The organism is Erythrobacter ani (assembly GCF_019204025.1).
GTDB lineage: Bacteria > Pseudomonadota > Alphaproteobacteria > Sphingomonadales > Sphingomonadaceae > Erythrobacter > Erythrobacter ani.
The window spans coordinates 1,043,703-1,066,807 of record NZ_JAGSPB010000002.1; the positions used below are offsets into that span (position 1 = coordinate 1,043,703).

At 59.9% G+C, this 23,105-nt stretch carries 23 protein-coding genes; 16 read left to right on the forward strand and 7 right to left on the reverse strand.

Annotated features, from left to right (window positions below; all coding sequences use genetic code 11):
- Positions 1-11 precede the first annotated feature (11 nt).
- Positions 12-1,208 carry a serine hydrolase domain-containing protein gene (locus tag KCG45_RS12055; protein WP_218317446.1) on the forward strand — a complete coding sequence of 399 codons (1,197 nt, stop codon included), beginning with the start codon at positions 12-14 and terminating at the stop codon, positions 1,206-1,208.
- A 21-nt stretch (positions 1,209-1,229) separates the two neighbouring features.
- Here KCG45_RS12055 and KCG45_RS12060 read toward each other — a convergent pair whose 3' ends face one another.
- The 3 genes from KCG45_RS12060 to purF form a co-directional block, all read right to left on the reverse strand.
- Positions 1,230-1,577, reverse strand: a complete 348-nt coding sequence (locus KCG45_RS12060) for a PilZ domain-containing protein (RefSeq protein ID WP_218317447.1) — start codon at positions 1,575-1,577, stop codon at positions 1,230-1,232.
- A gap of 173 nt (positions 1,578-1,750) precedes the next feature.
- A complete protein-coding gene (locus tag KCG45_RS12065; RefSeq protein WP_218317448.1) occupies positions 1,751-2,467 on the reverse strand; it encodes an SDR family NAD(P)-dependent oxidoreductase in 717 nt (238 codons plus the stop codon).
- Positions 2,468-2,470: 3 nt separating this feature from the next.
- Positions 2,471-3,958: an amidophosphoribosyltransferase gene (purF, locus tag KCG45_RS12070; RefSeq protein WP_218317676.1), complete on the reverse strand. Its 1,488-nt coding sequence runs from the start codon at positions 3,956-3,958 to the stop codon at positions 2,471-2,473.
- 228 nt (positions 3,959-4,186) lie between these two features.
- Here purF and KCG45_RS12075 point away from each other — a divergent pair, with 228 nt between their 5' ends.
- The 12 genes from KCG45_RS12075 (at position 4,187) to KCG45_RS12130 (ending at position 15,566) form a co-directional block, all read left to right on the forward strand.
- Positions 4,187-5,425 (forward strand): lipoprotein-releasing ABC transporter permease subunit, encoded by a 1,239-nt coding sequence (locus KCG45_RS12075; RefSeq protein ID WP_218317449.1) that lies wholly within the window; start codon positions 4,187-4,189, stop codon positions 5,423-5,425.
- On the forward strand, positions 5,418-6,098 hold the full coding sequence (locus tag KCG45_RS12080; protein WP_218317450.1) for an ABC transporter ATP-binding protein: 681 nt from the start codon (positions 5,418-5,420) through the stop codon (positions 6,096-6,098). Before KCG45_RS12075 ends, KCG45_RS12080 begins: the two co-directional genes overlap by 8 nt.
- Before the next feature lie 49 nt (positions 6,099-6,147).
- Positions 6,148-6,429 carry a hypothetical protein gene (locus tag KCG45_RS12085; protein ID WP_218317451.1) on the forward strand — a complete coding sequence of 94 codons (282 nt, stop codon included), beginning with the start codon at positions 6,148-6,150 and terminating at the stop codon, positions 6,427-6,429.
- A 112-nt stretch (positions 6,430-6,541) separates the two neighbouring features.
- Positions 6,542-7,066: a hypothetical protein gene (locus KCG45_RS12090; protein ID WP_218317452.1), complete on the forward strand. Its 525-nt coding sequence runs from the start codon at positions 6,542-6,544 to the stop codon at positions 7,064-7,066.
- 18 nt (positions 7,067-7,084) lie between these two features.
- Positions 7,085-7,564, forward strand: a complete 480-nt coding sequence (locus KCG45_RS12095; RefSeq protein WP_218317453.1) for a glutathione peroxidase — start codon at positions 7,085-7,087, stop codon at positions 7,562-7,564.
- A 44-nt stretch (positions 7,565-7,608) separates the two neighbouring features.
- Entirely contained in the window at positions 7,609-7,962 is a 354-nt protein-coding gene (locus tag KCG45_RS12100) for a hypothetical protein (protein WP_255548154.1), read from the forward strand.
- Between the two features lie 44 nt (positions 7,963-8,006).
- Positions 8,007-11,510 (forward strand): DNA polymerase III subunit alpha, encoded by a 3,504-nt coding sequence (dnaE, locus tag KCG45_RS12105; RefSeq protein ID WP_218317454.1) that lies wholly within the window; start codon positions 8,007-8,009, stop codon positions 11,508-11,510.
- A complete protein-coding gene (locus KCG45_RS12110; RefSeq protein WP_218317455.1) occupies positions 11,510-12,316 on the forward strand; it encodes a helix-turn-helix domain-containing protein in 807 nt (268 codons plus the stop codon). Before dnaE ends, KCG45_RS12110 begins: the two co-directional genes overlap by 1 nt.
- Positions 12,317-12,481: 165 nt before the next feature.
- On the forward strand, positions 12,482-14,080 hold the full coding sequence (locus tag KCG45_RS12115) for a long-chain fatty acid--CoA ligase (RefSeq protein WP_218317456.1): 1,599 nt from the start codon (positions 12,482-12,484) through the stop codon (positions 14,078-14,080).
- Complete coding sequence (locus tag KCG45_RS12120) at positions 14,055-14,585, forward strand: GNAT family N-acetyltransferase (RefSeq protein WP_255548155.1); 531 nt, start codon at positions 14,055-14,057, stop codon at positions 14,583-14,585. The genes KCG45_RS12115 and KCG45_RS12120 overlap by 26 nt, the downstream gene beginning before the upstream one ends.
- Positions 14,582-15,019: a DUF1330 domain-containing protein gene (locus tag KCG45_RS12125; protein ID WP_218317457.1), complete on the forward strand. Its 438-nt coding sequence runs from the start codon at positions 14,582-14,584 to the stop codon at positions 15,017-15,019. Before KCG45_RS12120 ends, KCG45_RS12125 begins: the two co-directional genes overlap by 4 nt.
- 97 nt (positions 15,020-15,116) lie before the next feature.
- A complete protein-coding gene (locus KCG45_RS12130) occupies positions 15,117-15,566 on the forward strand; it encodes a hypothetical protein (protein ID WP_218317458.1) in 450 nt (149 codons plus the stop codon).
- Positions 15,567-15,576: 10 nt separating this feature from the next.
- Here KCG45_RS12130 and KCG45_RS12135 read toward each other — a convergent pair whose 3' ends face one another.
- Genes KCG45_RS12135 through KCG45_RS12150 form a run of 4 tightly spaced genes read right to left on the reverse strand, consistent with a single transcriptional unit; the run spans position 15,577 to position 19,817 of the window.
- Positions 15,577-16,686 carry a PA0069 family radical SAM protein gene (locus tag KCG45_RS12135; RefSeq protein ID WP_369410785.1) on the reverse strand — a complete coding sequence of 370 codons (1,110 nt, stop codon included), beginning with the start codon at positions 16,684-16,686 and terminating at the stop codon, positions 15,577-15,579.
- 39 nt (positions 16,687-16,725) lie between these two features.
- Positions 16,726-17,256 (reverse strand): molybdenum cofactor biosynthesis protein B, encoded by a 531-nt coding sequence (gene moaB, locus KCG45_RS12140; RefSeq protein WP_218317460.1) that lies wholly within the window; start codon positions 17,254-17,256, stop codon positions 16,726-16,728.
- A 12-nt stretch (positions 17,257-17,268) separates the two neighbouring features.
- The gene (locus tag KCG45_RS12145) at positions 17,269-19,050 is read right to left on the reverse strand and encodes a lytic transglycosylase domain-containing protein (RefSeq protein ID WP_255548156.1); all 1,782 of its coding nucleotides are present in this window, start codon (positions 19,048-19,050) and stop codon (positions 17,269-17,271) included.
- Complete coding sequence (locus tag KCG45_RS12150) at positions 19,032-19,817, reverse strand: uracil-DNA glycosylase family protein (protein ID WP_218317461.1); 786 nt, start codon at positions 19,815-19,817, stop codon at positions 19,032-19,034. Before KCG45_RS12150 ends, KCG45_RS12145 begins: the two co-directional genes overlap by 19 nt.
- Positions 19,818-19,905: 88 nt before the next feature.
- On the opposite strand from KCG45_RS12150, the gene KCG45_RS12155 reads away from it, so the two are divergent.
- From KCG45_RS12155 to KCG45_RS12165, 3 genes are read left to right on the forward strand one after another with little or no spacing between them, the layout of a single operon-like run.
- A complete protein-coding gene (locus KCG45_RS12155; protein WP_218317462.1) occupies positions 19,906-21,552 on the forward strand; it encodes an electron transfer flavoprotein-ubiquinone oxidoreductase in 1,647 nt (548 codons plus the stop codon).
- A gap of 8 nt (positions 21,553-21,560) precedes the next feature.
- On the forward strand, positions 21,561-22,373 hold the full coding sequence (locus KCG45_RS12160; RefSeq protein ID WP_218317463.1) for a 4-(cytidine 5'-diphospho)-2-C-methyl-D-erythritol kinase: 813 nt from the start codon (positions 21,561-21,563) through the stop codon (positions 22,371-22,373).
- Entirely contained in the window at positions 22,370-23,095 is a 726-nt protein-coding gene (locus KCG45_RS12165; RefSeq protein ID WP_218317464.1) for an N-formylglutamate amidohydrolase, read from the forward strand. Before KCG45_RS12160 ends, KCG45_RS12165 begins: the two co-directional genes overlap by 4 nt.
- Positions 23,096-23,105 lie beyond the last annotated feature (10 nt).

Here is a 23,105-nt window from a genome sequence, read left to right on the forward strand (position 1 = left end):
GGAGGACAAGAATGAAGCTGCGCAATACGGTCTTTATCGGGGCAACTGCTCTCGTGCTCGTATCTTGTACCGGGAGCGTGGCGCCCGGCGTGGCAGTGCCCGCAGAGCCGCTGCAACCGGTGCAACTGGTCACTCCTCCGGAGCGAGACCAGTCCGAATTGCAGGTGCTTTTCTGGGACGATGCCGAGCGGTCGCAGCGGTTCCGCGATATGGAGAGCTGGTTTGCGGGGCATGAGGTGCCCGCCGCTTCGGAAACGCGCATGCTCCCGGTCGGACAACCGCTGAGCGCCGAAATCCAGAGTGATTTGGAAGCCTTGATATCGCAGACGAGCGCTGCCGGGGTGATGGTTCTGCAGGATGGCAGGGTTCGGTACGAAAACTATGGCCTCGGTCTGGGTGAAGCGGATCGCTGGACCAGCTTCTCGGTGGCCAAGAGCTTCACGTCCACTCTTCTTGGCGCGGCACTTGCCGATGGATTCATCGCGAGCCTCGATGACCCGGTGACGGCATACATTCCAGAGCTTGCCGGTTCGGCGTATGACGGCGTGACGGTCCGGCAGATCGCAACCATGACGAGCGGTGTCGCCTGGAACGAGGACTATACCGACCCAAACAGCGATGTGGCGCAGATGAACCGCTATGTTGTGGAGTTTGGGCCGGACGCGATTGTTGCGCAGATGAAAACGCTGGAGCGCGAAGCGGAGCCCGGTGAAAAATGGGTCTACAAAACCGGCGAGACAAATCTGATCGGGCTTCTGGTCGAGAACGCGGTCGGATTGCCGCTGGCGGAATATGCGCAGGAAAAGATCGTCGAGCCAGCAGGCTTTGAAGGCGGGCTGTTCTGGATGATCGATCCGCGCGGCGGGAACATCGGTGGGTGCTGCCTGTCGCTGCGACTGTCAGACTACGCGCGTATGGGCCAGTTCGCATTGGAAGGCGGTGCGGGCAAGGTGCCGGACGGATGGTTTGCCGAAGCGGGCGACTCGCAAGTCGATTTCGGCGATACCGGGTTTGGATATGGCTATCAGTGGTGGACCTTCCCCGGCGGCAATTACGGCGCTCAGGGGATATTCGGTCAGGCGATCACGATCGTTCCTGAAAGGAACCTGGTCGTGGCCATCGTCAGCAACTGGCCGCAAGCGACATCCAGCGATAATCGCGCGTTGGCGCGTGCTGTGGTCGAGAAGATCGCCGCGGCCAGCGACTGATCGCGCCGCTTGTGCGGCGGCTCAAATGGCGGTGCGGATGATACCGGTGTTGCTGTAGCGCTGCAGGATGTTGTCGTGCACGATCGGGCTGAGCAGCTCCGTGAATGCGCAGCCGACGATGCAGTTGTCCCACCAGACCACTTCGGACTGGAGCGATTCGAGACCCGGCAACGTCAGCCAGCAGACCTGGCCTTCGTGCATGCGGTTGATCGATGCGGCGGAGAAGCCGGAAATCGAAAGGTCCTGGACCACACTTTGAAACGCACGGCCACCCGAAGCCCGCAATGTGGCGGGGATCGTGAGCTTGGTGCGCGGCGCGCAGCGATCTTCCTGCGCTGCAACCCTGTATGTATCGTGTTCGCTCGGCATAGCCTTACAAAGCCTCATTCAATCAGCGGTTGGTCTCTTCGCCGTTTGGTCTTTGGTAAGTTGGTCAAAGAGCGGCATCGACCATGCGGCCTTTCCACTACCTTGCAGATAATGGTTAACCGATCGTTAGGATTGTGACTTTCTGAGGCCGCGTCGTCGGAATGACGTCAGCTTTACCCCTCAACGCGTTCGCGGTGCCCGGTTGCGAAATCTTCCTGCAGAAGCGCGACGATCCGTTCGGCCACTTTTTCGGGCGGTTTCACCGTCTCGGGATTTTCACCGGGATAGGCGCGCGCGCGCATTTCCGTCCTGGTCGCACCCGGATCGACAATTGCAACGCGAAGCGGGCTCAGTTTTTCGACTTCTGCGCCATAGGTTTCCAGCAAATTGTCAAAAGCAGCCTTGGTCGAACCATAGGCACCCCAGAAGGCGCGGGGCCCTGCGCCTACGCTGGAGGTCAGTCCGATGATGCGGCCATTCTTGGCGCGCCGCAGCAAGGGGTCGAACGAAGCGAGAACAGCCTGCGTCGCCACGAAATTGGTCATGACGGCCTGGTTGAACTGCTTCGGGTCGAACTGCGAAACCGGTGTCAACTCCGGCAAATAGGCTGCTGACAGACAAAGAATATCCAGCGTGTCCCACCGCCCGGCAATGGCGGCTGCGAGCCTGCCCACAGCGTCTGCTTCGGTCAGGTCGAGCGGCGCAATCGTTGACGTGCCGCCGGCCGCGTGGATCCGGTCTTCGACCTCTTCCAGCGCCTTGACCTTGCGCGCCACGAGGATGACGTGCGCGCCCGCCTCGGCGAGAGCGATTGCGGTCGCTGCACCAATTCCTCGGCTCGCGCCGGTGACGAGGGCGGTCTGCCCTTCGAACGGTTTCGTGTCTGTCATGATTTAGGCAGCCTTGGGATCTGCGAAAGGTAATTCGGCGGTTTTCTGGTCCGGGCTGCCCAGATCGGTGAGCGATGTCGGATAGTCGCCGGTGAAGCAGGCGTCGCAGAATTGTGGGCAAGACTTGTCGCGGCCTTTCGCGCCAACAGCGCGGTACAGGCCGTCGATGGAAATGAACGCCAGACTGTCCGCCTTGATGAATTCGCGCATCGGCTCAAGCTCCATGCGCGCGGCGAGAAGTTTCGAGCGTTCGGGGGTGTCGACGCCGTAGAAACAGCTATGCGCCGTTGGCGGACTTGCGACGCGGAAATGGACCTCGCTTGCACCGGCCTCACGCATCATCTCGACAATTTTCATACTTGTGGTGCCGCGGACGATCGAATCATCGATCAACACGATGCGTTTGCCTGCGACCAGTCCGCGATTGGCATTATGCTTGCGCTTCACACCGGAATGGCGCGCGCTGTCCGATGGCTGGATGAATGTCCGCCCGACATAATGCGAGCGAATGATGCCGAGTTCGAACGGGATGCCCGATTGCTGCGCGTAGCCGATGGCCGCGGGGACACCGCTATCAGGAACCGGTACCACGAGGTCGACATCGCACGGCGCCTCGATGGCGAGTTCAGTCCCGATGGCCTTGCGCGCTTCGTAAACGCTTTGCCCGGCGAAGATGCTGTCCGGACGGCTGAAATAGACGTGTTCGAATATGCAGGGGCGGGGTGAAGGGTTGCCGAATGGATGGACGCTCTTGATTTCGCCCGAAAAATCGACCTGCAGCAATTCACCCGGCTCGACCTCTCGGATCAGTTCCGCGCCAATCACATCGAAGGCAACGCTTTCGCTGGCGAAGACAACCGCGTCACCCATCTTACCCATGACGAGCGGACGGATACCCAGGGGATCGCGGCATGCGATCATCCCTTCGGGCGTCATGACGATCAGCGCGTACGCACCCTCAACCAAACGGAGCGCATCGATCAGGCGGTCGGCAATAGTCGGATATCGGCTCGTCGCGACAAGATGGATGATCACTTCGGTGTCGGACGTGGACTGGAATATCGATCCCTTGTCGACGAGATCTTTGCGCAAAGCCCTGGCGTTGGAAATATTCCCATTATGCGCCACTGCGAACCCGCCGCTGGCTAGCTCGGCATAGAGCGGCTGCACATTGCGCAGCCCAGCGCCGCCGGTGGTGGAATAGCGGACATGGCCCGCAGACATATGGCCGGGCAGTTCGGCGATCGCTTCGGACGATGAGAAGTTTTCCGCGACATGGCCGAGGCCGCGCCGCGAATAAAACTCGGTCCCGTCATAGCTGGTGATACCGACCGCTTCCTGACCGCGATGCTGGAGCGCGTGCAGGCCCAGAGCAGTGGCAGCAGAGGCATCGGCGGCGTTGATCGCGCCGAACACGCCGCATTCCTCGCGCAGCTTGTCGCCGTCTGCATCAAGATAAGGATGCGTAAAATTGGAGAGCGTGTGTGCCATCGCCAGACCTGTCCGCTGCGCTGCCCGGGTGAGTGCGTGCTCAATGGCGATGTTACGGGTCAATTACAAGGGCGGTCAGGCGGCATGTGCCCCCATTTCTCCTGGTGGGAAAGGAACCACTCCGGCAAGGGCGCTTTACTAACAGGATCGAACGACAGGCGGATTGTGCGTGAGGGGCGTCGTCTCTACAGGCTGCGTTCAGAACCATTGGGCCAGCGCGACTTCTGCATGCTTACACCTTTCGAACGAATGATTGCCAAGCGTTACCTGTGGCCGGGTAAGGGTGAGGCATTCATCGCGCTTGTCGCCGGAATTTCGGTTGGCGTAGTGATGCTCTCGGTCGCGATGCTCGTGCTTGTGATGAGCGTAATGGGCGGCTTTCGGGGCGAGATGCTCGACAAGTTTGCTGGCCTCAACGGCCATGCGGTCGTGCAGGCTTATGGCGGTAAGCTGGACAATTGGGAAACCACGCTGGAGCAGGTCCGCTCGACCGAGGGCGTTATCAGCGCCTCGCCGCTCATCGAACAACCATTACTCGCCAGTTTCAATGGCAGGGCGGTCGCCATTTTCGTGCGCGGTCACACGGCTGAAGACATCGCTGATCTTGGCGACAAGGTTCTGCTCGGCAATATCGCGGATATCGTGCCCGAGAGCGGAAAGGTCGCGATTGGATCACGTCTTGCATCAAATATCGGTGCTCGGGTCGGTGACACGATCACGGTAATCAACCCTCAGGGCCGCGTGACCCCTTTCGGAACATCGATCCGCCAGGTCGGATACGAAGTCGGGGCGATATTCGAGATCGGGCTTTACGATTTCGATGAAACATTCGTCATCATGCCGATGGAGGATGCGCAAACGCTGTTGCTGCTGGGAGATACGGTCGGATTGATCGAAGTGACAGTGACCGACCCCGACAATGTGGGCGAAATCCTCGAACCCGTGCGTGATACGCTGGTCGGGCGGGCGGCCATTGCCGACTGGAAAGAGATCAACTCGACGCTGTTCGAAGCTCTCGAGGTCGAGCGTGTGGCGATGTTTTTCGTACTGAGTTTCATGGTTCTGGTGGCGTCTTTTAACATTCTTTCGAGCCTGGTGATGCTGGTCCGCGCGAAGACGCGCGACATCGCGATCATGCGCACTATGGGTGCAACGCGGCGCAGTCTGCTCAAGATATTCGTGACCACCGGCACCACCATCGGGACGATGGGAACGCTCGCCGGACTGGCTCTCGGTTTCCTGCTGCTCTATTTTCGCAATCCGATCGTGGACGGTGTCGCATTCCTGACCGGCGTCGAAATCTGGGATCCGAGTGTCCGGTTCCTCACATCGCTCCCGGTGCGGGTTGAACCGCTGGAAATTATCGGGATCACAGCGCTTGGCATCGGACTGAGCTTTCTGGCGACGCTGTATCCCGCGCTGAAAGCGTCCAACACCGATCCGGTTCAGGTGTTGCGTTATGAATAGTGGCGGTCCCATCGTTTCCCTTCGCGGATTGAAACGCACTTTCGAACAGGGCGGACAACGCATCGAAGTGCTGCGCGGGGTCGATCTCGATATTCAGCCGGGCGAGATTGTTGCGCTGCTTGGGCCTTCCGGCTCGGGCAAATCCACCATGCTTCAAGCGGTCGGCCTCCTCGAGGGCGGTTTCGATGGCTCGATTGCGATTGCCGGAGAGGCTGCCGAGACGCTGCCAGCGGACCAGCGCACCCGGGTACGGCGCGAGCATCTTGGCTTCGTCTATCAGTTTCACCACCTGCTTCCCGATTTCGACGCGACCGAGAATGTCGTGATGCCGCAGATGATCGCGGGGACGGCACGTGATGCGGCTCTGGAACGGTCGCAGAGCCTGCTCACCAGTCTCGGCCTAGGCCATCGCCTGACACATCGGCCCAGCCAGCTTTCAGGAGGAGAGCAACAACGCGTCGCGGTGGCGCGCGCGCTTGCGAACCAGCCCACGCTTGTGCTCGCCGATGAGCCCACTGGCAACCTCGACGAGTCCACTTCCGATACGGTTCTTGGCCAATTTCTGGCACTGGTGCGGGGTGAGGGCAGCGCCGCGCTTGTAGCGACCCACAATGAACGCCTCGCAAGCCGCATGGACCGCGTTGTTCGACTCCATGACGGGGTTTTGAGCTAGTTCGGACCCATCCTTCCTTTTGACCGTTAGGGGGCAGAAGGAGGATTTAATGGCAGACCATCCAAGCACTTATAAAGGCACTCCACTCGAAACAGGCGAGCACGCGTGGGAAGACCGCGCTGCATTGCATGCCGCCGATGATGGCGATGGGGTGCTTGATGGGATGAAGGCGCTGCGCCGGGGAACGTTCGCTGAAATGATCCGCCACGTCACGATGCTTCCTGAAGACGAGCGCGGCAAATACGTCATCGAAAAGCTGGGTGATCGCGAATATTCGGCGGCCGAAGCCACCGAACTTGCGGCGCGTGATGACTTCCCGGCTGCGGACTAGCTCTCCACCGTCCAAGAGCCCGGAGCAGATGCTTGTAGGTCGTTTGCCGATCCGACCTGCACATATTTAGTCGCTGTGCTAGGGCTTCCGACAATTGCTTGGGGGATTTCTTATGATCATTGCACCGCTTGTCCTCGCGCTTCAGTCGGCCACGGCACCTGAACCGGCGTCGTCACCACCACCACCGCCTGCTTGTGAGAGCCAGGTGCATGGAGCGTTCGATCTTTGGGTCGGCGAATGGGACGTCTACCCCACCGGCCGCGAAACCAAGGTGGCCGACAGTCGGATCGAGCGAATCGCCAGCGGCTGCGTTGTCAGGGAAACATGGATGCCTCTTCGCGGAGGCGGCGGGACCAGCATAAGTGTGGTCAATCACAAGTCGGGCCGGTGGGAGCAGGTCTGGGTCGGGAGTGATGGCAAGCGGGTGGATTTCACCGGCGGCCCGGTCGAGGGAACAATGGTCCTGACAGGATATTGGGACGGTATCGGACCCGCAGGACAGGATGTCCTGACGCGAATGACATACTCGCTCCAGGACGATGGAAGCGTCCGCCAATTCGGCGAAGGCTCGACGGATCATGGCAAGACGTGGCAAACGAGCTTCGATCTGACTTACCGGCGCAAGACTGCGCCCTGATTGTTTCAAGGACTGCACATGACCACCATTGCCGATTTCACCGTTACGACGAACCGCGGCGAAGAGCTCGATCTTGCAACAAAAAAGGGCAAGGTCTTGCTGGTCGTAAACACAGCGAGCAAATGCGGCTTCACTCCGCAATATGACGGTCTCGAAGAGCTATTTCAGCAGTTCAAGGACAAGGATTTCGAGGTTCTCGGCTTCCCGTGCAACCAGTTTGGCGGGCAGGAACCGGGCAATGCCGATGAGATCGCCGAATTCTGCAAGGTCAATTTCGGTGTCACGTTCCCATTGATGGAAAAGGTCGAAGTGAACGGCCCCGATGCGTCACCGCTGTTCGACTGGATGAAATCCGAGAAAAAGGGGTTGATGGGATCGACCTCTATCAAATGGAACTTCACCAAATTCCTGATCGACCGCGAAGGTAATGTCGTGAAACGGTACGGCCCGCAGGACACGCCGAAACTGATCGCAAAGGATGTCGCGAAACTGGTGTAACCAAACGCGCATTCCTGCCGAACCCTCCTGAAAGAGGAGGCGAGATGATGCTGGAATCGCTGAATGTTTGGGTGCTTGGTCTGGGCGCTGAATACGGCGTCAATCCTTACATATTCGCGGTAATCTATATCGGAGCGATACCATTCTTCCTCGGCTCGATCGGATGGCTGGTCAGGAATGCGCGAGCCGTGCGCTCGACCGTCCTTCCAGCAATGTCCGCGGGTTTCTTCTTCATCTCCGCCTATCTTTATCTCGGTATTTTCGGTCACGACATTCCCGTCTGGGTTTGGGGCTTTGTCGGTTCCCTCCTCGGCTTTGGCTCCGCGTCGGCTATACGCGACACCAAGCGAAAGATTGCCTCGGGCCGGTCGCCCCACAGCATATCCCCAAGCAGGTAATGGAGAGGCCTTGAACCCGAGGGGCGCGGGCGTAGATTGGCTCCATGCCATTCGCCCCATTCGTTCCACTGCGTGTTCTCTCCTCCTATTCGATGCTCGAAGGAGCCATCGATCCCAAGGCGATTGCCAAACTGGCGAAGGAACGCGGATTTCCCGCTATCGCGATTTGCGACCGCAACGGCCTCTATGGCGCGGTGATGTTCGCAGGCGCGTGCAAGGGGGAAGGTGTGCAGCCCATCATCGGAACGCTGCTTGGCGTAGCGCGGGACGAGGAAGGTAAGCAGGTCGATTATCTCCCGCTCTACGCGCAAAATGAAGCAGGGTACGACAATCTATGCCACCTTGTTTCCAAAGCGCATCTGGACCGGCCTCTGGAACTGGAACCCCATGTGTCGCTGGAAGATCTTGACGGTCGGACAGATGGTCTGCTCGCGCTGACCGGCGCCGGGGAAGGGACTTTGACTCGGCTGCTGGCCGAGGGGCAGGTTTCCGCTGCCGAGGGTGTGTGCGACCGGTTGCAGCAACTGTTTCCAGACCGCCTCTATGTTGAACTTGCGCGCGGCGGCGATCCTGCATGTGAGCGCGCCGAAGATGCGTTGATCGAGCTTGCCTATGCGCGCGACCTTCCGCTGGTCGCGACAAACCCTGCGAATTTCGCCGAACCGCATATGCACAGCGCGCACGACGCGATGCTGTGTATTGCCAATTCGACATATGTCGAAAACGAAGATCGCCCGCGTTCGAACGCGCAAGGCTTCGTCAAATCGGCGGCGATGATGGAGGAGCTGTTTGCCGATCTGCCCGAGTCTCTCGCGAACACGCTCGTCATCGCACAGCGCTGTGCGTACGCACCGCCTTACCGCGATCCGATCTTACCCAGCCTCGCTGGCGATCTCGAAGGCGAGGCGAAAATGCTGGCGGAGGAATCGCGTGCCGGTCTCGAAGAGCGGCTCAAGCCCTATGGCGAGATGTCGGATGAGAAGCGCAAGGTCTATTTCGACCGGCTTGATTATGAGATCGATATCATCGTCGGCATGGGCTTTCCCGGCTATTTCCTGATTGTTGCCGATTTCATCAAATGGGCGAAAGAGCAGGGCATTCCGGTGGGGCCGGGCCGCGGTTCCGGTGCAGGTTCGATCGTAGCCTGGGCTCTGACAATTACCGATCTCGATCCGATCCAATTAGGGTTGCTGTTCGAACGCTTCCTCAACCCTGAACGTGTGTCGATGCCGGATTTCGATATCGACTTCTGCGAAACGCGCCGCGGCGAAGTCATCCGCTATGTTCAACAGAAATACGGCGCCGACCACGTCGCTCAGATCATCACCTTTGGTAAGCTGAAGGCGCGCGCGGTGCTGCGCGATTGCGGGCGGATCCTGCAGATGAGCTATGGTCAGGTGGACCGGCTGACCAAGATGGTGCCCAATCACCCGACCGATCCCTGGACCTTGCCCCGTGCGCTCAATGGAGCCGCCGATTTCAAGCGTGAATATACCAACGACAACGAAGTGAAACGGCTTGTCGATCTGGCGATGCAGCTGGAGGGGTTACCGCGCAATTCATCGACCCACGCGGCGGGCGTGGTAATCGGTGACCGTCCGCTGGCGCAGCTGGTTCCGCTTTACCGTGATCCGCGCTCGGACATGCCGGTGACACAGTTCGACATGAAACACGTCGAAAGCAGCGGCTTGGTCAAGTTCGACTTCCTCGGGCTGAAGACGCTGTCGGTGCTGCGCAAGGCGACAGATCTGCTCGAACTGCGAGGTATCGAGATCGACCTCGGCACATTGCCGCTCGACGACACGGCCGTTTATGACCTTATGCAGGACGGTAACACGGTCGGAGTATTCCAGCTTGAATCCGAAGGGATGCGGCGGACGCTGAAAGCGGTGAAGCCATCCAATTTCGGCGACATCATCGCGCTCGTTTCGCTGTATCGACCGGGTCCGATGGACAATATTCCGCTGTTCGGCCAACGCAAGGCGGGCGAGGTCCCGATTGAATATCCGCATCCCAAGCTCGAGGAGATACTAGCGGAAACTTACGGCATTTTTGTCTATCAGGAACAGGTGATGCAGGCCGCGCAGATCCTAGCGGGATATTCACTTGGCGATGCCGATCTCCTGCGCCGCGCGATGGGCAAAAAGGTCCAAGCCGAGATGGACGTCCAGCGGGGGCGGTTTGTCGAAGGTTGCAAGGAAGTCTCCGGTATTGAAAAACAGCAGGCGAACGAGTTGTTCGATTTGATCGACAAGTTCGCCGGCTATGGCTTCAACAAATCGCACGCCGCCGCTTATGCCTTGCTCGCCTACCAGACCGCGTGGCTGAAAGCGCACTACCCCGAAGAATTCTACGCCGCCTCGATGTGTTTCGATCTGCATCAGTCCGAAAAGCTCAACATTTTCGTCGATGATGCGCGGCGATATCGTGCACCCGGCGTCAAGGAATCCGCTGGCGGGATCGAAGTGCTCGCGCCCGATATCAATTCGTCCGAAGCGCGGTTCAGTGTGGAGCAGACCGACCACGGCTACGGCGTGCGCTATGCCTTGGCAGGCATACGCAATGTCGGCGAAAAGGCCATGGAAGCTATCGTCGCGGAGCGTCATGCGAGCGGCCCGTTCGAAAGCCTGAAGGACTTTTTCGAACGGCTTCCGCAAGGCTCGATGAACCGCCGCCAGCTTGAAGGGCTGATCTGCGCCGGAGCGCTCGACAGTCTGGAACCGAACCGGGCGCTGCTGTTCGAAAATGCCGACATGTTGCTGGCGGTCGCCGATGCTGCGATGCGCGAACGCTCAAGCGGTCAGGGCGGCCTGTTCGGAGGCGAAAACGCTCCGGAAGAGGAACTGCGCCTGCAACCGACCGACGAATGGTCGCGCACCGAGCAGATGGCCAAAGAGCGCGAAAACTTCGGGTTCTATTTTTCGGCCCATCCGGTCCAGCAATTCCGCGATGTCGCCTCCGCACAAGGTGCGCGGACTTATCAGAGCCTCATGGAAGCGGGGGCACCTTCAGGCGGCCGCGGCAGCGCCGTTGTCGCAGCGATGGTGGAAGGCGTTAACAAGGGCAGGACCAAGCGCGGCGCGGAATTCATTCGCGCGGATTTTTCGGACACGTCGGGCCAGTTCTCGGCTGCGTGCTTTGAGGAAGCGCTCGTGCCACAATTCGACGCTTGGGCGCAGAGCGGTGAGTGCCTGTTGCTGACGGTTGAGCTCGATTCGCCCAATCCCGGCGAGCCGCCCCGCCTGACCGTGCGCGGTGCCAAACCGCTCGCTACGGTAAGCGGAAGCACGCCAATGCTGCTGCGCGCCGACATCCTGAGCATTCAGGCGCTCAACGATCTGAAGCTTGAACTCGCGACCGGCGATGCTTCGCCCGGCGAGGTGCTGGTGCGGCTCATCATCGGGGCAGACGATGGGGCGATGGTCCGGCTCGGGTGCAATTTCGTGCTGAACGGCGAACTGGCCGAACGGGTCGCTGAGATCGAAGGCATCGAGAATGTCGAGCTTTCCCCGATACGCGGGCGCGCAAACCTGAAGCTCGTTGCTTGATGAATTCAGGCATTGCGGACCTGACCGAGAAGGAAAAGGAGGCGTTGCGGCTGCTGCTCGTCGGCCATGATGCGAAGTCGAGCGCGCGCCAGCTCGATCTGTCGGTTCACACGATCAATGATCGCCTTCGCAATGCCCGGCGCAAGCTGGGTGTGTCGAGCAGCCGTGAGGCCGCAAGAATCTTGGGGGACGCCGAGGGCGCGGACCCACATAATATTGCGCACACATCTTTCGGTATCGCCGAAACTGACGGCGCCGCAGATACTGCAGACCTCACCAACACAAAGTCCGGCAGGCCGATCGGTTTTGCCTGGCTCACAGGAGGAATGCTAATCATGTCTATCGTTATTGCAGCTGCCATCATCGGCGTTGTTTACACTTCGGGAGAAGAGGAGAAACCCATCGCACCCGCCGAAACCTCCGCATCATCGCAATCCGCCGTGGATGTATCGCCTGACAATGCGACACCCGCAGCAGTTTCCCGCGCAAATGCCTTCCTGAGCGAGGTGGACGCTGGCAACTGGGACGGCAGTTGGCAGCAAGCGGGCGATTTCTTTCAGGCCGAAACGACTGCGGATGAATGGGGCGCTGTCATCGAGCCGGTGCGCGGGCCACTTGGCCAGGTGGAAGATCGCCGTCTCGCATCGGTTCAGCAGCTATCGACACTCCCAGGCGCGCCGGAGGGCGATTACGAGGTGTTTCAATATCAGACCAAGTTCTCAGGGCGTGATTTGATCGCTGTGGAAACAGTGGTCCTGATCAAGAACGAAAGCGGTTTCGACATCGCCGGTTATTTTATCCGGTAGTGTGCGCTCGCCGCTGAGACCTTGATCGATGGAATGCCGAGAGGGCGGGGGGCGGAGCAATCTGCCCCCTTTGCTCGTTCAACAAACGCTCTAACCCGAACAAGCAATTGCCAATCCCCTTGCCGCTCGGCATGAATGCTCGAAACGGGATGAAGGAGAGGCCGAATGCTGGGAGCCATGCAGAATTGGACAATGCGGATCACGAGCGTGATCGATCACGCCGCGCGCGAGGCGGGCTCGCGCGAGATCGTGACGCGCTGGGCCGATGGTACGGAAACGCGCACCGATTGGTCAGGCATCCGCCGCGACGCTCTAAAAATGGCGCAGGCGCTAAAGGCTCTTGGGTTGAAGCCAGGCGACAAGGTGGCCAGCCTCGCGATGAACCATTCACGGCATCTCGTGAGCTGGTACGGCGTCGCAGGGATGGGCGGGGTCCTTCACACGGTGAACCCGCGCCTGTTCGAGGATCAGCTCGAATACATCGTCACTCATGCCGAAGATAAGGTGCTCTGTTACGATGCGGCGTTCCAACCGATCGTCGACAAGATGAAGGACCGCTGGACGACGGTCGAGCATTACATCTGTTACGATTCGAACGAAAACGCTCCCGCCTTCGAAGATTGGATCGGGGAACAGGACGGCGATTACGAGTGGCATACCGGGCCTGAAACCGACCCGTGCATGATCTGCTACACCTCGGGTACGACCGGCAATCCGAAGGGCGTACAATACGAACATCGATCGACGATGATGCACGCGCTTGCCGGACTTCAGCCAGCCGCGTTCAATTTCAGCGCGTCGTCGGTGATGCTTCCGGTCGTGCCGATGTTTCACGCCGCAAGCTGGGGTCTGCCCTATGCTGGCGCAATGGCAGGTATCAAGTTCGTGTTTTCCGCCGTCAACGATCCAGCTGTGCTGCACGAACTGATGCTGCGTGAGAAAGTGACCGACAGCGCGGGCGTGCCGACCGTGTGGCTTGCCCACTTCCAGTATTGCGATGCGGAGGGGATTGATCTTCCGCCGCTGAAAGCTGCGACTATTGGCGGATCGGCGTGCCCCAAGTTCATGATCGAACGCCTGATGAAGAACGGCACGCGCGTACAGCACGCCTGGGGCATGACCGAAACCTCGCCGATCGGCACGGTGGGTGGCCCGACCTGGGATTGGGACGAACTCACATTTGAGGAAAAAGTCCAGAAGACCGCGATGCAGGGCCGCCCGATCTTCGGTGTGGAACTCCGCACCGTCGATCTCGACGACATGGCCACGGAACTACCGCGCGACGGGAAAACCTCGGGCGCACTTCAGATCCGCGGGCCATGGATTATCAAGCGCTATTTCAAGGCTGAGAAGGACGCGGTGAACAATGATGGCTGGTTCGACACCGGCGATGTCGGGATCATCCACCCTGACGGAACGCTGCAGCTGACCGACCGCACGAAAGACGTGATCAAATCGGGCGGTGAATGGATCAGTTCTGTCGAGCTGGAAAACGCAGCCTGCGGACATCCCTCCGTCGCGGAAGCTGCCTGCGTGGGCATGTACCACCCCAAATGGGACGAGCGTCCGGTTCTGTTCGTCGTACAGAAGGATGGGGCGGAATGTTCGGCCGACGACATTCTCGATTATCTCAAGCCGCAGATCGCGAAATGGTGGATGCCCGACGCGATCGAGTTCGTGGACGATATTCCTCACACGGCCACCGGCAAGATTTCGAAAAAGGATTTGCGCGACCGCTTTGCAGACTACAAGCTTGAAGCCTGACCGGATACGGCCTGCTCAGACGTCGGATGCGCATGCCATCCAGGCAATCTACGCGCATCATGTTGCGCACGGCACCGGGACTTTCGACACGGAAGCGCCCGATGCCGAGTTTTGGCGGTGCAAGCTCGCACACTTCGAGAGGAAAGGCTGGCCATTTCTAGTCGCGCAGATCGAAGACGAAGTGATCGCCTATGCCTATGCCGCACAGTTCCGCGAGCGGGCGGCTTACGCGCAGACCTGCGAGGACAGTATCTATGTCGCGCCGGATGCATGCGGCGGAGGTGCCGGAACAATGCTGCTCGGCCACCTGATCGAGGCGGCGCGCAGCGCGGGGTTCAAACAAATGATTGCGGTTGTGGGTGGCGGCGAACCCGCGTCGATTGCACTGCACACAAAACTCGGCTTCGAGCATGCCGGCCGCCTGCGGCAGGTCGGCAGCAAATTCGGTCGCAAGCTCGACACCGTTTACATGCAACGTGATCTCACCCGGAAGGATGCCCAATGACTATCTATATCGATCCGTCACCCGCCAACTTTCAAGCATTCAAGGATCTGCCGCGGGACGAGCCGATCCATATGCTCAATCTGCTGCGTTACCGCGACCTCGCCGACTATCCGGAAGGCCATGAGCATCACGGCAATGGCTGGACCGGCAGGCAGGCGTATGAGGAATATGGAAAAACGTCAGGTCCGATCTTTCGGCGTGTGGGTGGTGAGATTGTATGGCGCGGCGCCTTCCAGACGATGGTCACGGGGCCGGAACCCGACGACAAGGTCTGGCACGACGGCTTCGTTGCGCAATATCCCAATGCCGGTGCGTTCTTCGAGATGATCAAGGACCCGGATTATCAGATTGCGGTGGTGAACCGCTCGGCAGCACTGACCGATAGCCGCCTGATGCGGTTCGCACCGGGAGAAGCGGGCGGGGCGTTTGGGTGAATAAGCATTCAAGATTAATGTAGAAAACAGGGCCAATCCTGACATCGGCCCGCGTTGACCGAAGGCTGCTTCTCCATGTCGAGGGATGTTCTCACCAATGCTGAAAACGAGTATATTAACTGCCGCGCTGTTGATGTCTTGTGCTTGCACCGAACCGTCGTCCGCGCCGGAAACGAAACCGGGCGCTCTTGGTGCGGAGGTCGCAAAGGACGTCATAAGGGCCTATGAGCATGATCCAGCGCTCTTGATGATCCAGCTTCGTGGCGCGCATGCCATCGAACTGACGCTTGAGGCGGGACGGACAGGTTCTCGCTCCGTGGCTCAAAAAGCATCTAAACTGACGTTCCTATGGGTGACATGCTTATCAGCGTTCGAAAAAAGCCGCGGATTGGAATACGGTTGGGCATCCAAGACAGGTAACGCCCTAGAGCGCATCGTGATCAATACCGATGAGCGACGAAAGTTTGCCCGCGCGTTCGAACAGCTTCGCGATGGGACTGTGTCAAGGGCGCCCGATACGCCGCTCGACTGCGGCTATTTGCCCTGAAATTAGTCGATCACAGCAGCCGCATCTGCCCGCCGACTTCGGGTGGTCTGAACTGGCCGCAATCAAGCTCGAACTTTGGCGATTTCCTGCCCGTACCAATTCCGGCGCGTTTGCACGCCACCCGAAACCGAGCACGGAACAGATCCGCCCAGACCCCTTGCGGGTTCATCCGGCTGAAGAAGTTCGGATCGTTGTCCTTCCCAGCACGGATCGAGCGGACGATGCTCATCACCTTGCCCGCGCGGTCGGGATAATGGACGTCCAGCCATTCGCGGAAGAGCGGCGCGACTTCGTGCGGCAGGCGCAGCGGTATCCAGCCTGCGCTGCGCACGCCAAGCGCGGCTGCTCGCTCGATAATGCCTTCCATGAACTCGTCTGTGATCGCCGGGATGATCGGCGACACGGAACAATGCACCGGCACGCCTGCCTCCACTAATTGTCCGAGCGCCACCAACCTCTTAGAGGGCGCAGCGCAGCGCGGTTCGAGCTTGCCCGAAAGGACAGGGTCAAGCGTGGTGACCGAGATCGCAACAGCGACAAGATCCTGCCGTGCCATCTCGGTCAGCAGGTCAAGATCGCGCGTCACCCGGTCCGATTTTGTCGTGATCGTGACAGGATGCCGCGTCTCGAGGCACACCTCCAGCACATCACGCGTGATGCGGTAATCGCGTTCAATCGGCTGATACGGATCGGTGTTGGTTCCCATCGCGATCGGGGCTGGGCGGTATTTACGCTTTGCCAGAGTTTCGCGCAGCAGCTTCGCAGCGCCGGGCTTGGCAAACAATTGCGTCTCGAAGTCGAGGCCTGGAGATAGGTCGTGATACGCGTGGGTCGGGCGCGCAAAGCAATAGACGCACCCATGCTCGCAGCCGCGATAGGCGTTGATCGATCGGTCGAACGGCACATCGGGCGACTTGTTGAAACTGAGGATCGTCTTCGGCTTTTCCTCGGTCACGGTTGTGCGCAGTTTGGGAGGCGGTCCTTCGAGAGCGGCGACATGGTCGCGCCAGTCGCCATCCGTCTCTCGGCTTGCTAAGCCGAAGCGGGTAGGGACCTGCGCGGACGCGGCTCCGCGTCCGGCGACGTAATCGGGGTGTTCGGAATCAGGCGGTGTTCTCACGTACAGGAACATAAAGAGAACAGTGCGATTCTGGAAGCGCTATTTCTCTTTAAGGCGCGGCATCAGCTCAACGAAGTTGCAGGGCCGGTTGCGGCTGTCGAGCTGTTCGGCGAGGATTCCGTCCCAGCCATCTTTTACCGCTCCGTTAGATCCGGGCAGCGCGAAGATGTAGGTTCCGCGCGCGACGATGGCGCAGGCGCGTGATTGCACGGTGCTGGTCCCGATCGTTTTGAAACTGAGCCAGCGAAAGAGTTCGCCGAAACCGGGAATATCCCGCCCACCTTCGATCCGGGCCAACGCTTCGGGTGTGACGTCGCGGCCTGTCAGCCCGGTCCCCCCGGTGCTCACGATCGCATCGATTTCCGGATGGTCGATCCACGTATCGATCTGCGCAGCGAGCAGCGAGGCATCATCTTTCACGATCTCTCGCGCGGCCAAGGTGTGGCCCGCAGCCGTAACGCGCTCGGCAAGGATATCGCCGGACGTGTCATCTGCGACGGTTCGGGTGTCGGAAACGGTGAGGACCGCGACATTGATCGGCGTGAAGGTCTTGCTCTCGTCGATCGCCATGCGCGCTATCCTTTACTGTTCGAGAAGGGCGGACCTCGATCTAGCCATATCGGGAAATGCTGGCCAGAGCCCTTGAGCCAGCGCTCTGCGACTGGGACTGGCTACCCCGGCTGCGCGCTCGTACATCCAGTAATTGCGCAGGACGATGGAAACGTAACCACGCGTTTCCCAATAAGGGATCGATTCCATCCAAAGCAGCGGATCGTTCTGATCGCGGATTTCGTAATTCCACCGCGTGATCGGGGTGAGACCTGCATTGTAGGCCGCCATGATCTTAAGGAGATTGTCACGCGTCGCGGCAGTGTCCCGGAGCATCTCGAGATTGCGCTGGCCAAATGCGAGATTCACCTCAGGGTCGTTCAGATCGACGTATTGCGCGCTCATGTTGAGCCGCGGGGCGTGCTGACGAACGGTGATCGGGGTGATCTGCATCAACCCGCGTGCATTGGCCGGGCTGACCGCGGAGGCTCTGAAATTGGATTCCTGCAAGGCGTGCGCAAAGGCGAGGGCTGGGTCCACCTTCCAACCTGTCGCGGGCTGCCAGCGCGCAACAGGGAAGCGCAAGGCGCGGTCGCTGCTCTGCCCGCGAGGGGCGTTGTGCGCCATGAAAAGCTGAGTGGATGGCAGACCGAGCTCCCGCGCCAGACGGGACATGGCCTCGTAATCGGAAGGGGCTCCGACACGCGCCTGGTGCCGTAGGACTTCATCGGCGAGGGCTGGTCGGCCGATTTCGACCAGTGCCGCCGCGATTTGCACATTGTATATGTCCGAGAGCGAGCGCCAGTCTTCGCTTGTGAAAGCCTGCGGTGTTGCCGTCGCCGGAAGATTGATGCCGAGCTGATCGGATGCGAGCAAGCCGTAGAGCGTTTCGTCGTACCGCGATGCAGCCACCAAATGTTCCTGCGCCGCGCCAGGCTGGCGGCAACGGATCAGCGACCGGTGCGCCCAATAATGCGCCGCCGAGGTCAGCTCCGAATTGGTCGACTGGCCAGCTGCCCGGACGAAGGAATCCGCAGCGAGGAGGCAGTCACCAAGACGCCATGCGGCAAGACCGGCGACCCATTCGCCTTCGGCAACCCACGCGCCGCGACCGTCGGATACTGTCTGGGCCATTTGCAGGGCAGCCGCATCATTGTTCTCGATGTAGTGGCTCCAGGCCACACGCTGGCGCCATTCGGCGCGCGCTTCCGGACTGAGCGCGTAGTCGATCTCTGCGAGAAGCGTTTGTGCGCCGGAGGGATCGTCATTCTTGATCCGGTCGAGGATGCTCGCACGTATTTCGGAAGGCATCGTATCGTCCATGACCGAACGCGGACGAATGCGTTTTGGCGCGGCGGGTTGGCGACTGAAGCGCTGTGCCACCGGCAGTCGCGGCACCTGCTCAACACCGCGTTTGGCCGCCAACCGCCCAAGCTGCGCCGATTGTGGAAGATGAACGCCCAACTCGAACCAGCTTTCGATTTGTTCGGCACTGACCATCGGGCTGTTGGCATGCGTGTAATATTCGGCAAGCGCGGTCTGATAGAGAAGCGAGCCACGCTGATCGGCCAGGAGGCTTTCTACGCGTGCCCAGTCTTCCAGATCTATTGCGCGAAAAACGTCGCGAAAATGCGCCTTTTCGCGGTTGTCCAGAACAGCGGGGATGCGCGCGGCCTGCGTTTCCTGCTTGCCATAATGTGCGGCCATGCTTTGGCTTTGCGCCGAAGCGATTGCGGGCAAAACGCAGACGCTGGCAGCGCCAATCACGATCCCCAACGGTTTCAGCATTTTCGTCGTCACCAAGTTGCCGACCATTCAATCCATCTCCGCCAGAACCGGGCTTTGAGCCGCGGCATCGACATCATGTTGTCCAGACCTTCGCTCACCATTAGGGGCATGTTTGCCGTTTCATGGTTGATTTTGCGTAAAGAGGTAATGTCTTGCGCCCGGTCGTGGCCAATCAGCGGCAGGATGTCTTTGCCCAGCGCGATCACTCGTTTCGGCGCCGCGAGCTGTATATGCAGAGCTGTCACGGCGTCCATGCCGGTTCCCGCAATCGCCGCCGTGTCAGCCATTGGCGTGTGCCGCGGCAGCGCCGATGCGACGTAAGTGTTTTCTTCCTCTGCGCCCATCGCAGTGAGCATGTTCGACAGCAATTGTCCCTGCGGGCCGCTCAGGAGCGAGGTTCGATCGGTTTCCTCGGGGTCGACGACGAGGATCATCAGATCGGCCTCCGCCGGTCCCCGAGGGACAATGCGCCCGCGCGGCCCCACTCCGTCGAGACCGGGAGCCTCGAGCCAGAACTTCCGGAAGTCTTCGAGTGTCGCGGGCGGCGACTCGCCGATCAGGTCCGCTCGAGATGCGGGGTGAGACGCCGCCCCATCTTTTTCGGTATTTTGCGCCCGGTCGCGCTCGCTATCACTTGCCTGCGCTGGTTCTGGCTTTGACTTGGCCGGTGCTTGGTCCGCGTCATCCAACCAAACCGTAACGTCATCACTGAAATCGTGATCGACCCCGGCATCGCGCCACCAGTCCATGGCAGCCGCGAGATCGCGGGCAAAAGAGGGGGGTGAGGTGTCCATCCTATCCAATGCAGGTCTTGACTGCGCAAGGTCCAGTTAGCAAGTGGAATGCAAGAGAAACGCGAGTAATCCGGGAAAAGAAAAGCGTATGTCCGAACGTGAATCAATGCCTTGCGATGTCGTTATCGTCGGCGGAGGGCCAGCGGGCCTTTCCGCAGCGATCCGGTTGAAGCAGATCAATGAAGAGCTCGAAGTCGTCGTGCTTGAAAAAGGGTCGGAGATCGGTGCGCATATCCTGTCGGGCGCGGTTGTCGATCCCAAGGCGTTGAACGAGTTGTTCCCCGACTGGCGCGACATGGATTGCCCGATGGCCGAAACACCGGTCACGGATAACTGGCACTGGGTGCTGTCGAAAGGCGGAAAGACTTCGCTGCCGCACCTCATCATGCCGCCGCTGATGAGCAATCACGGATGTTATACCGGGTCGCTTGGCAGCATGACGCGGTGGCTGGGCGAACGGGCCGAAGAGCTGGGCGTTATGGTTTTTCCTGGCTTTCCTGCCAGCGATGTCATGTACGATGATGATGGCAAAGTTAGCGGCGTGGTCACCCAGGACATGGGCATTGCCGCTGATGGCTCGCAAAAGCCGGATTATCAGCCCGGAATGGAAATCCATGCCAAATACACGCTGTTTGCTGAGGGCGCGCGCGGCAATCTTACGAAGCAGATGAAGGCAAAATTCGATCTGGAGGCGAATTGCCAGCCGCAGGTCTATGGGCTTGGTATCAAGGAATTGTGGGACATCGACCCGAAGAAGCACGTGCCGGGCCGAGTCATTCACACGCAGGGATGGCCGCTCACCGAAAGCGACAGCTGGGGTGGCGGGTTCCTGTACCATCAGGCGAAGGGCCAGGTGGCACTCGGTTTTGTGACGGCGCTCGATTACAAGAACCCGTGGGTTTCTCCGTATCAGGAATTCCAGCGCTGGAAGCAGCACCCGGCAATCCGCGACTATCTCGAAGGCGGCAAACGCGTCGCTTATGGCGCGCGCGCGATCAACGAAGGCGGATGGCAGTCGGTACCGAAGCTTGCTTTCCCGGGCGGAGCTTTGATCGGGTGTGCGGCAGGTTTCGTAAACGTGCCGCGGATCAAGGGCAGCCATACCGCTATGAAAAGCGGCATGCTGGCTGCGGAAAGCATTGCGGCTGCGATCGAAGCGGGTCACGAGCGGACCGAACTAGCGGATTATGAGAGCAATCTGCGTTCCAGTTGGATCGCAGACGAGCTCAAACTGGTGCAGAATGCAGAACCTGCTGTCGCAAAATACGGCGGCGATTTGGGTACACTGCTCGGTGGTGTCGACATGTGGATGCGCACCCTCAAAATCGGCCTGCCGATCAGCATGGATCATCACCGGGATTACACGATGACAGGCCGCGCTGACCTGTATCCCAAGATCGACTATCCGAAGCCTGACGGGGAAATCAGCTTCGACCGACTGACCAACGTCGCGTACAGCTACACGAACCATGCCGAAGACCAGCCGGTCCATTTGCAGGTCGAGGATTTCGAGCTGCAAAAAGAAAGCGAGCTGGAGGTCTATGGTGGGCCTTCGACCCGATATTGCCCGGCGGGCGTTTACGAATGGGTCACCGAAGAAGGAGCAGAGCCGAAATTCGTCATCAACTCGCAGAACTGCGTCCACTGCAAAACCTGTGACATCAAGGATCCCAATCAGAACATCAATTGGGTCACTCCCGAAGGTGGCGGTGGTCCGAATTATCCGAATATGTGACGCCGCAATTGGCGATCACCGAAACTGCCTACGCCAAGATCAATCTCGCGCTGCATGTTCGCGCGCGGCGCGAGGACGGGTATCATGAGCTAGAGACGCTGTTCGCCTTCGTCGATGCGGGCGATACGTTGGCGGCAAAACCTGCCGATCGCGACCGGCTGACGACTGTGGGCGAATTTGCGCAGGCGCTCGACAATCCGTTCGACAATCTCGTGATGCGCGCGCTGACATCGCTTCCGCGCAGCGCCGGGCTCGAGATGACGTTGGAAAAGAGCCTCCCCGTGGCTGCAGGGCTGGGCGGCGGTTCCGCTGATGCCGGCGCGGTCTTCCGCATCGTCGAACGGATCCAAGGACTCCCCGATGATTGGCAGCAGCGCGCCGAGCGTCTGGGCGCCGATGTGCCCTCCTGCGTGCGCAGCGAGATGGCGATCGGTCGCGGCACTGGGACCGAGCTTGAACCCGTCGACAATGACATGTCCGGGATGGCGGTGTTGCTCGTCAATCCGCGCATCCCGCTCCTGACCGGGCCGGTGTTCAAAGCCTGGGATGGCGAGGATCGCGGCGCTTTGCCGACCGGGACGGCTCGCGAAATCGCCCGGCAGGGCAGAAACGACCTGCGCCCGCCCGCCGTTGAGATCTGCCCCGCGATCGCCGATGTGCTCGGCTCGCTCAACGAAACCGATCCTTGGATGTGCGAGATGTCCGGGTCGGGCGCGACGTGCTTTGCCCTCTACGAAAGCCCCGAACACAGAGACCGCGCGGCGAGCGTACTTGCCGATTTGGAACCGGAGTGGTGGCAAATGGTAGGGTTGTTGAGATGATCCTTGATGACAATCCTTACCGCCAGGTCGGTACGCCGCGCCGCGGCGGGCTTGTGTGCGTGGCCGACCATGCATCCAATTTCGTGCCCGAAGACGTCCCTCTCGGCATAGCAGCTGATCTGCTGGACAATCATATCGCCGTCGATATCGGTGTGAACGGCGTGGCCGAGCGGATGGCACGCCGTCACGACATCCCGGCACATCTTGCCTGCGTCAGCCGTCTTGTGGTCGATCTCCACCGCGAGGAGGAGCATCCGAATGTCGTGCCTACCGAAAGCGACGGGCACCTCATCCCCGGCAATATCGGCGCGAATGTCGAGGCGAGGTTGGAGAAATATTACCGCCCGTACCACGATGCCCTGGAAAAGTGGATCGAGGGCGCCGAACCCAAGCTGATCATTTCGCTGCATAGCTTCACGCCCAAGCTTCAGAACGGGACGGACGAACGGCCGTGGGAAGTCGCTCTGCTTTACAATGAGGACGACCGCGCTGCACGTCACGCCATTCGCCTGTTCGGCGAGCTTGGCCTGAATGTAGGCGATAACGAGCCGTATTCGGGCAAGCAGCTCAACGCGACGATGAACCGCCACGCGGAGGCGGATGGGCGGTACTATTGCGCGATAGAAGTGCGTCAGGATCTGATCGCAACCCGCGCCGAGCAATCGCGATTCGCAGCTATGATCGCAGATGTCTGCGGAAGGGTTGCGCTCGCGCTCGACTAACGGCAGTGCT

Excerpts from the sequence above, each read along its gene's own strand:
- KCG45_RS12060 (WP_218317447.1), bottom strand. The coding sequence starts at position 1,577 with ATGCCGAGCGAACACGATACATACAGGGTTGCAGCGCAGGAAGATCGC.
- KCG45_RS12165 (WP_218317464.1), top strand. The coding sequence starts at position 22,370 with ATGATCCTTGATGACAATCCTTACCGCCAGGTCGGTACGCCGCGCCGC.
- KCG45_RS12065 (WP_218317448.1), bottom strand. The coding sequence starts at position 2,467 with ATGACAGACACGAAACCGTTCGAAGGGCAGACCGCCCTCGTCACCGGC.
- dnaE (WP_218317454.1), top strand. The coding sequence starts at position 8,007 with ATGCCATTCGCCCCATTCGTTCCACTGCGTGTTCTCTCCTCCTATTCG.
- KCG45_RS12130 (WP_218317458.1), top strand. The coding sequence starts at position 15,117 with ATGCTGAAAACGAGTATATTAACTGCCGCGCTGTTGATGTCTTGTGCT.
- KCG45_RS12075 (WP_218317449.1), top strand. The coding sequence starts at position 4,187 with ATGCTTACACCTTTCGAACGAATGATTGCCAAGCGTTACCTGTGGCCG.
- KCG45_RS12095 (WP_218317453.1), top strand. The coding sequence starts at position 7,085 with ATGACCACCATTGCCGATTTCACCGTTACGACGAACCGCGGCGAAGAG.
- KCG45_RS12145 (WP_255548156.1), bottom strand. The coding sequence starts at position 19,050 with ATGGTCGGCAACTTGGTGACGACGAAAATGCTGAAACCGTTGGGGATC.
- KCG45_RS12100 (WP_255548154.1), top strand. The coding sequence starts at position 7,609 with ATGATGCTGGAATCGCTGAATGTTTGGGTGCTTGGTCTGGGCGCTGAA.
- KCG45_RS12085 (WP_218317451.1), top strand. The coding sequence starts at position 6,148 with ATGGCAGACCATCCAAGCACTTATAAAGGCACTCCACTCGAAACAGGC.
- KCG45_RS12110 (WP_218317455.1), top strand. The coding sequence starts at position 11,510 with ATGAATTCAGGCATTGCGGACCTGACCGAGAAGGAAAAGGAGGCGTTG.
- KCG45_RS12055 (WP_218317446.1), top strand. The coding sequence starts at position 12 with ATGAAGCTGCGCAATACGGTCTTTATCGGGGCAACTGCTCTCGTGCTC.
- KCG45_RS12155 (WP_218317462.1), top strand. The coding sequence starts at position 19,906 with ATGTCCGAACGTGAATCAATGCCTTGCGATGTCGTTATCGTCGGCGGA.
- moaB (WP_218317460.1), bottom strand. The coding sequence starts at position 17,256 with ATGGCGATCGACGAGAGCAAGACCTTCACGCCGATCAATGTCGCGGTC.
- purF (WP_218317676.1), bottom strand. The coding sequence starts at position 3,958 with ATGGCACACACGCTCTCCAATTTTACGCATCCTTATCTTGATGCAGAC.
- KCG45_RS12150 (WP_218317461.1), bottom strand. The coding sequence starts at position 19,817 with ATGGACACCTCACCCCCCTCTTTTGCCCGCGATCTCGCGGCTGCCATG.
- KCG45_RS12125 (WP_218317457.1), top strand. The coding sequence starts at position 14,582 with ATGACTATCTATATCGATCCGTCACCCGCCAACTTTCAAGCATTCAAG.
- KCG45_RS12090 (WP_218317452.1), top strand. The coding sequence starts at position 6,542 with ATGATCATTGCACCGCTTGTCCTCGCGCTTCAGTCGGCCACGGCACCT.
- KCG45_RS12080 (WP_218317450.1), top strand. The coding sequence starts at position 5,418 with ATGAATAGTGGCGGTCCCATCGTTTCCCTTCGCGGATTGAAACGCACT.
- KCG45_RS12115 (WP_218317456.1), top strand. The coding sequence starts at position 12,482 with ATGCTGGGAGCCATGCAGAATTGGACAATGCGGATCACGAGCGTGATC.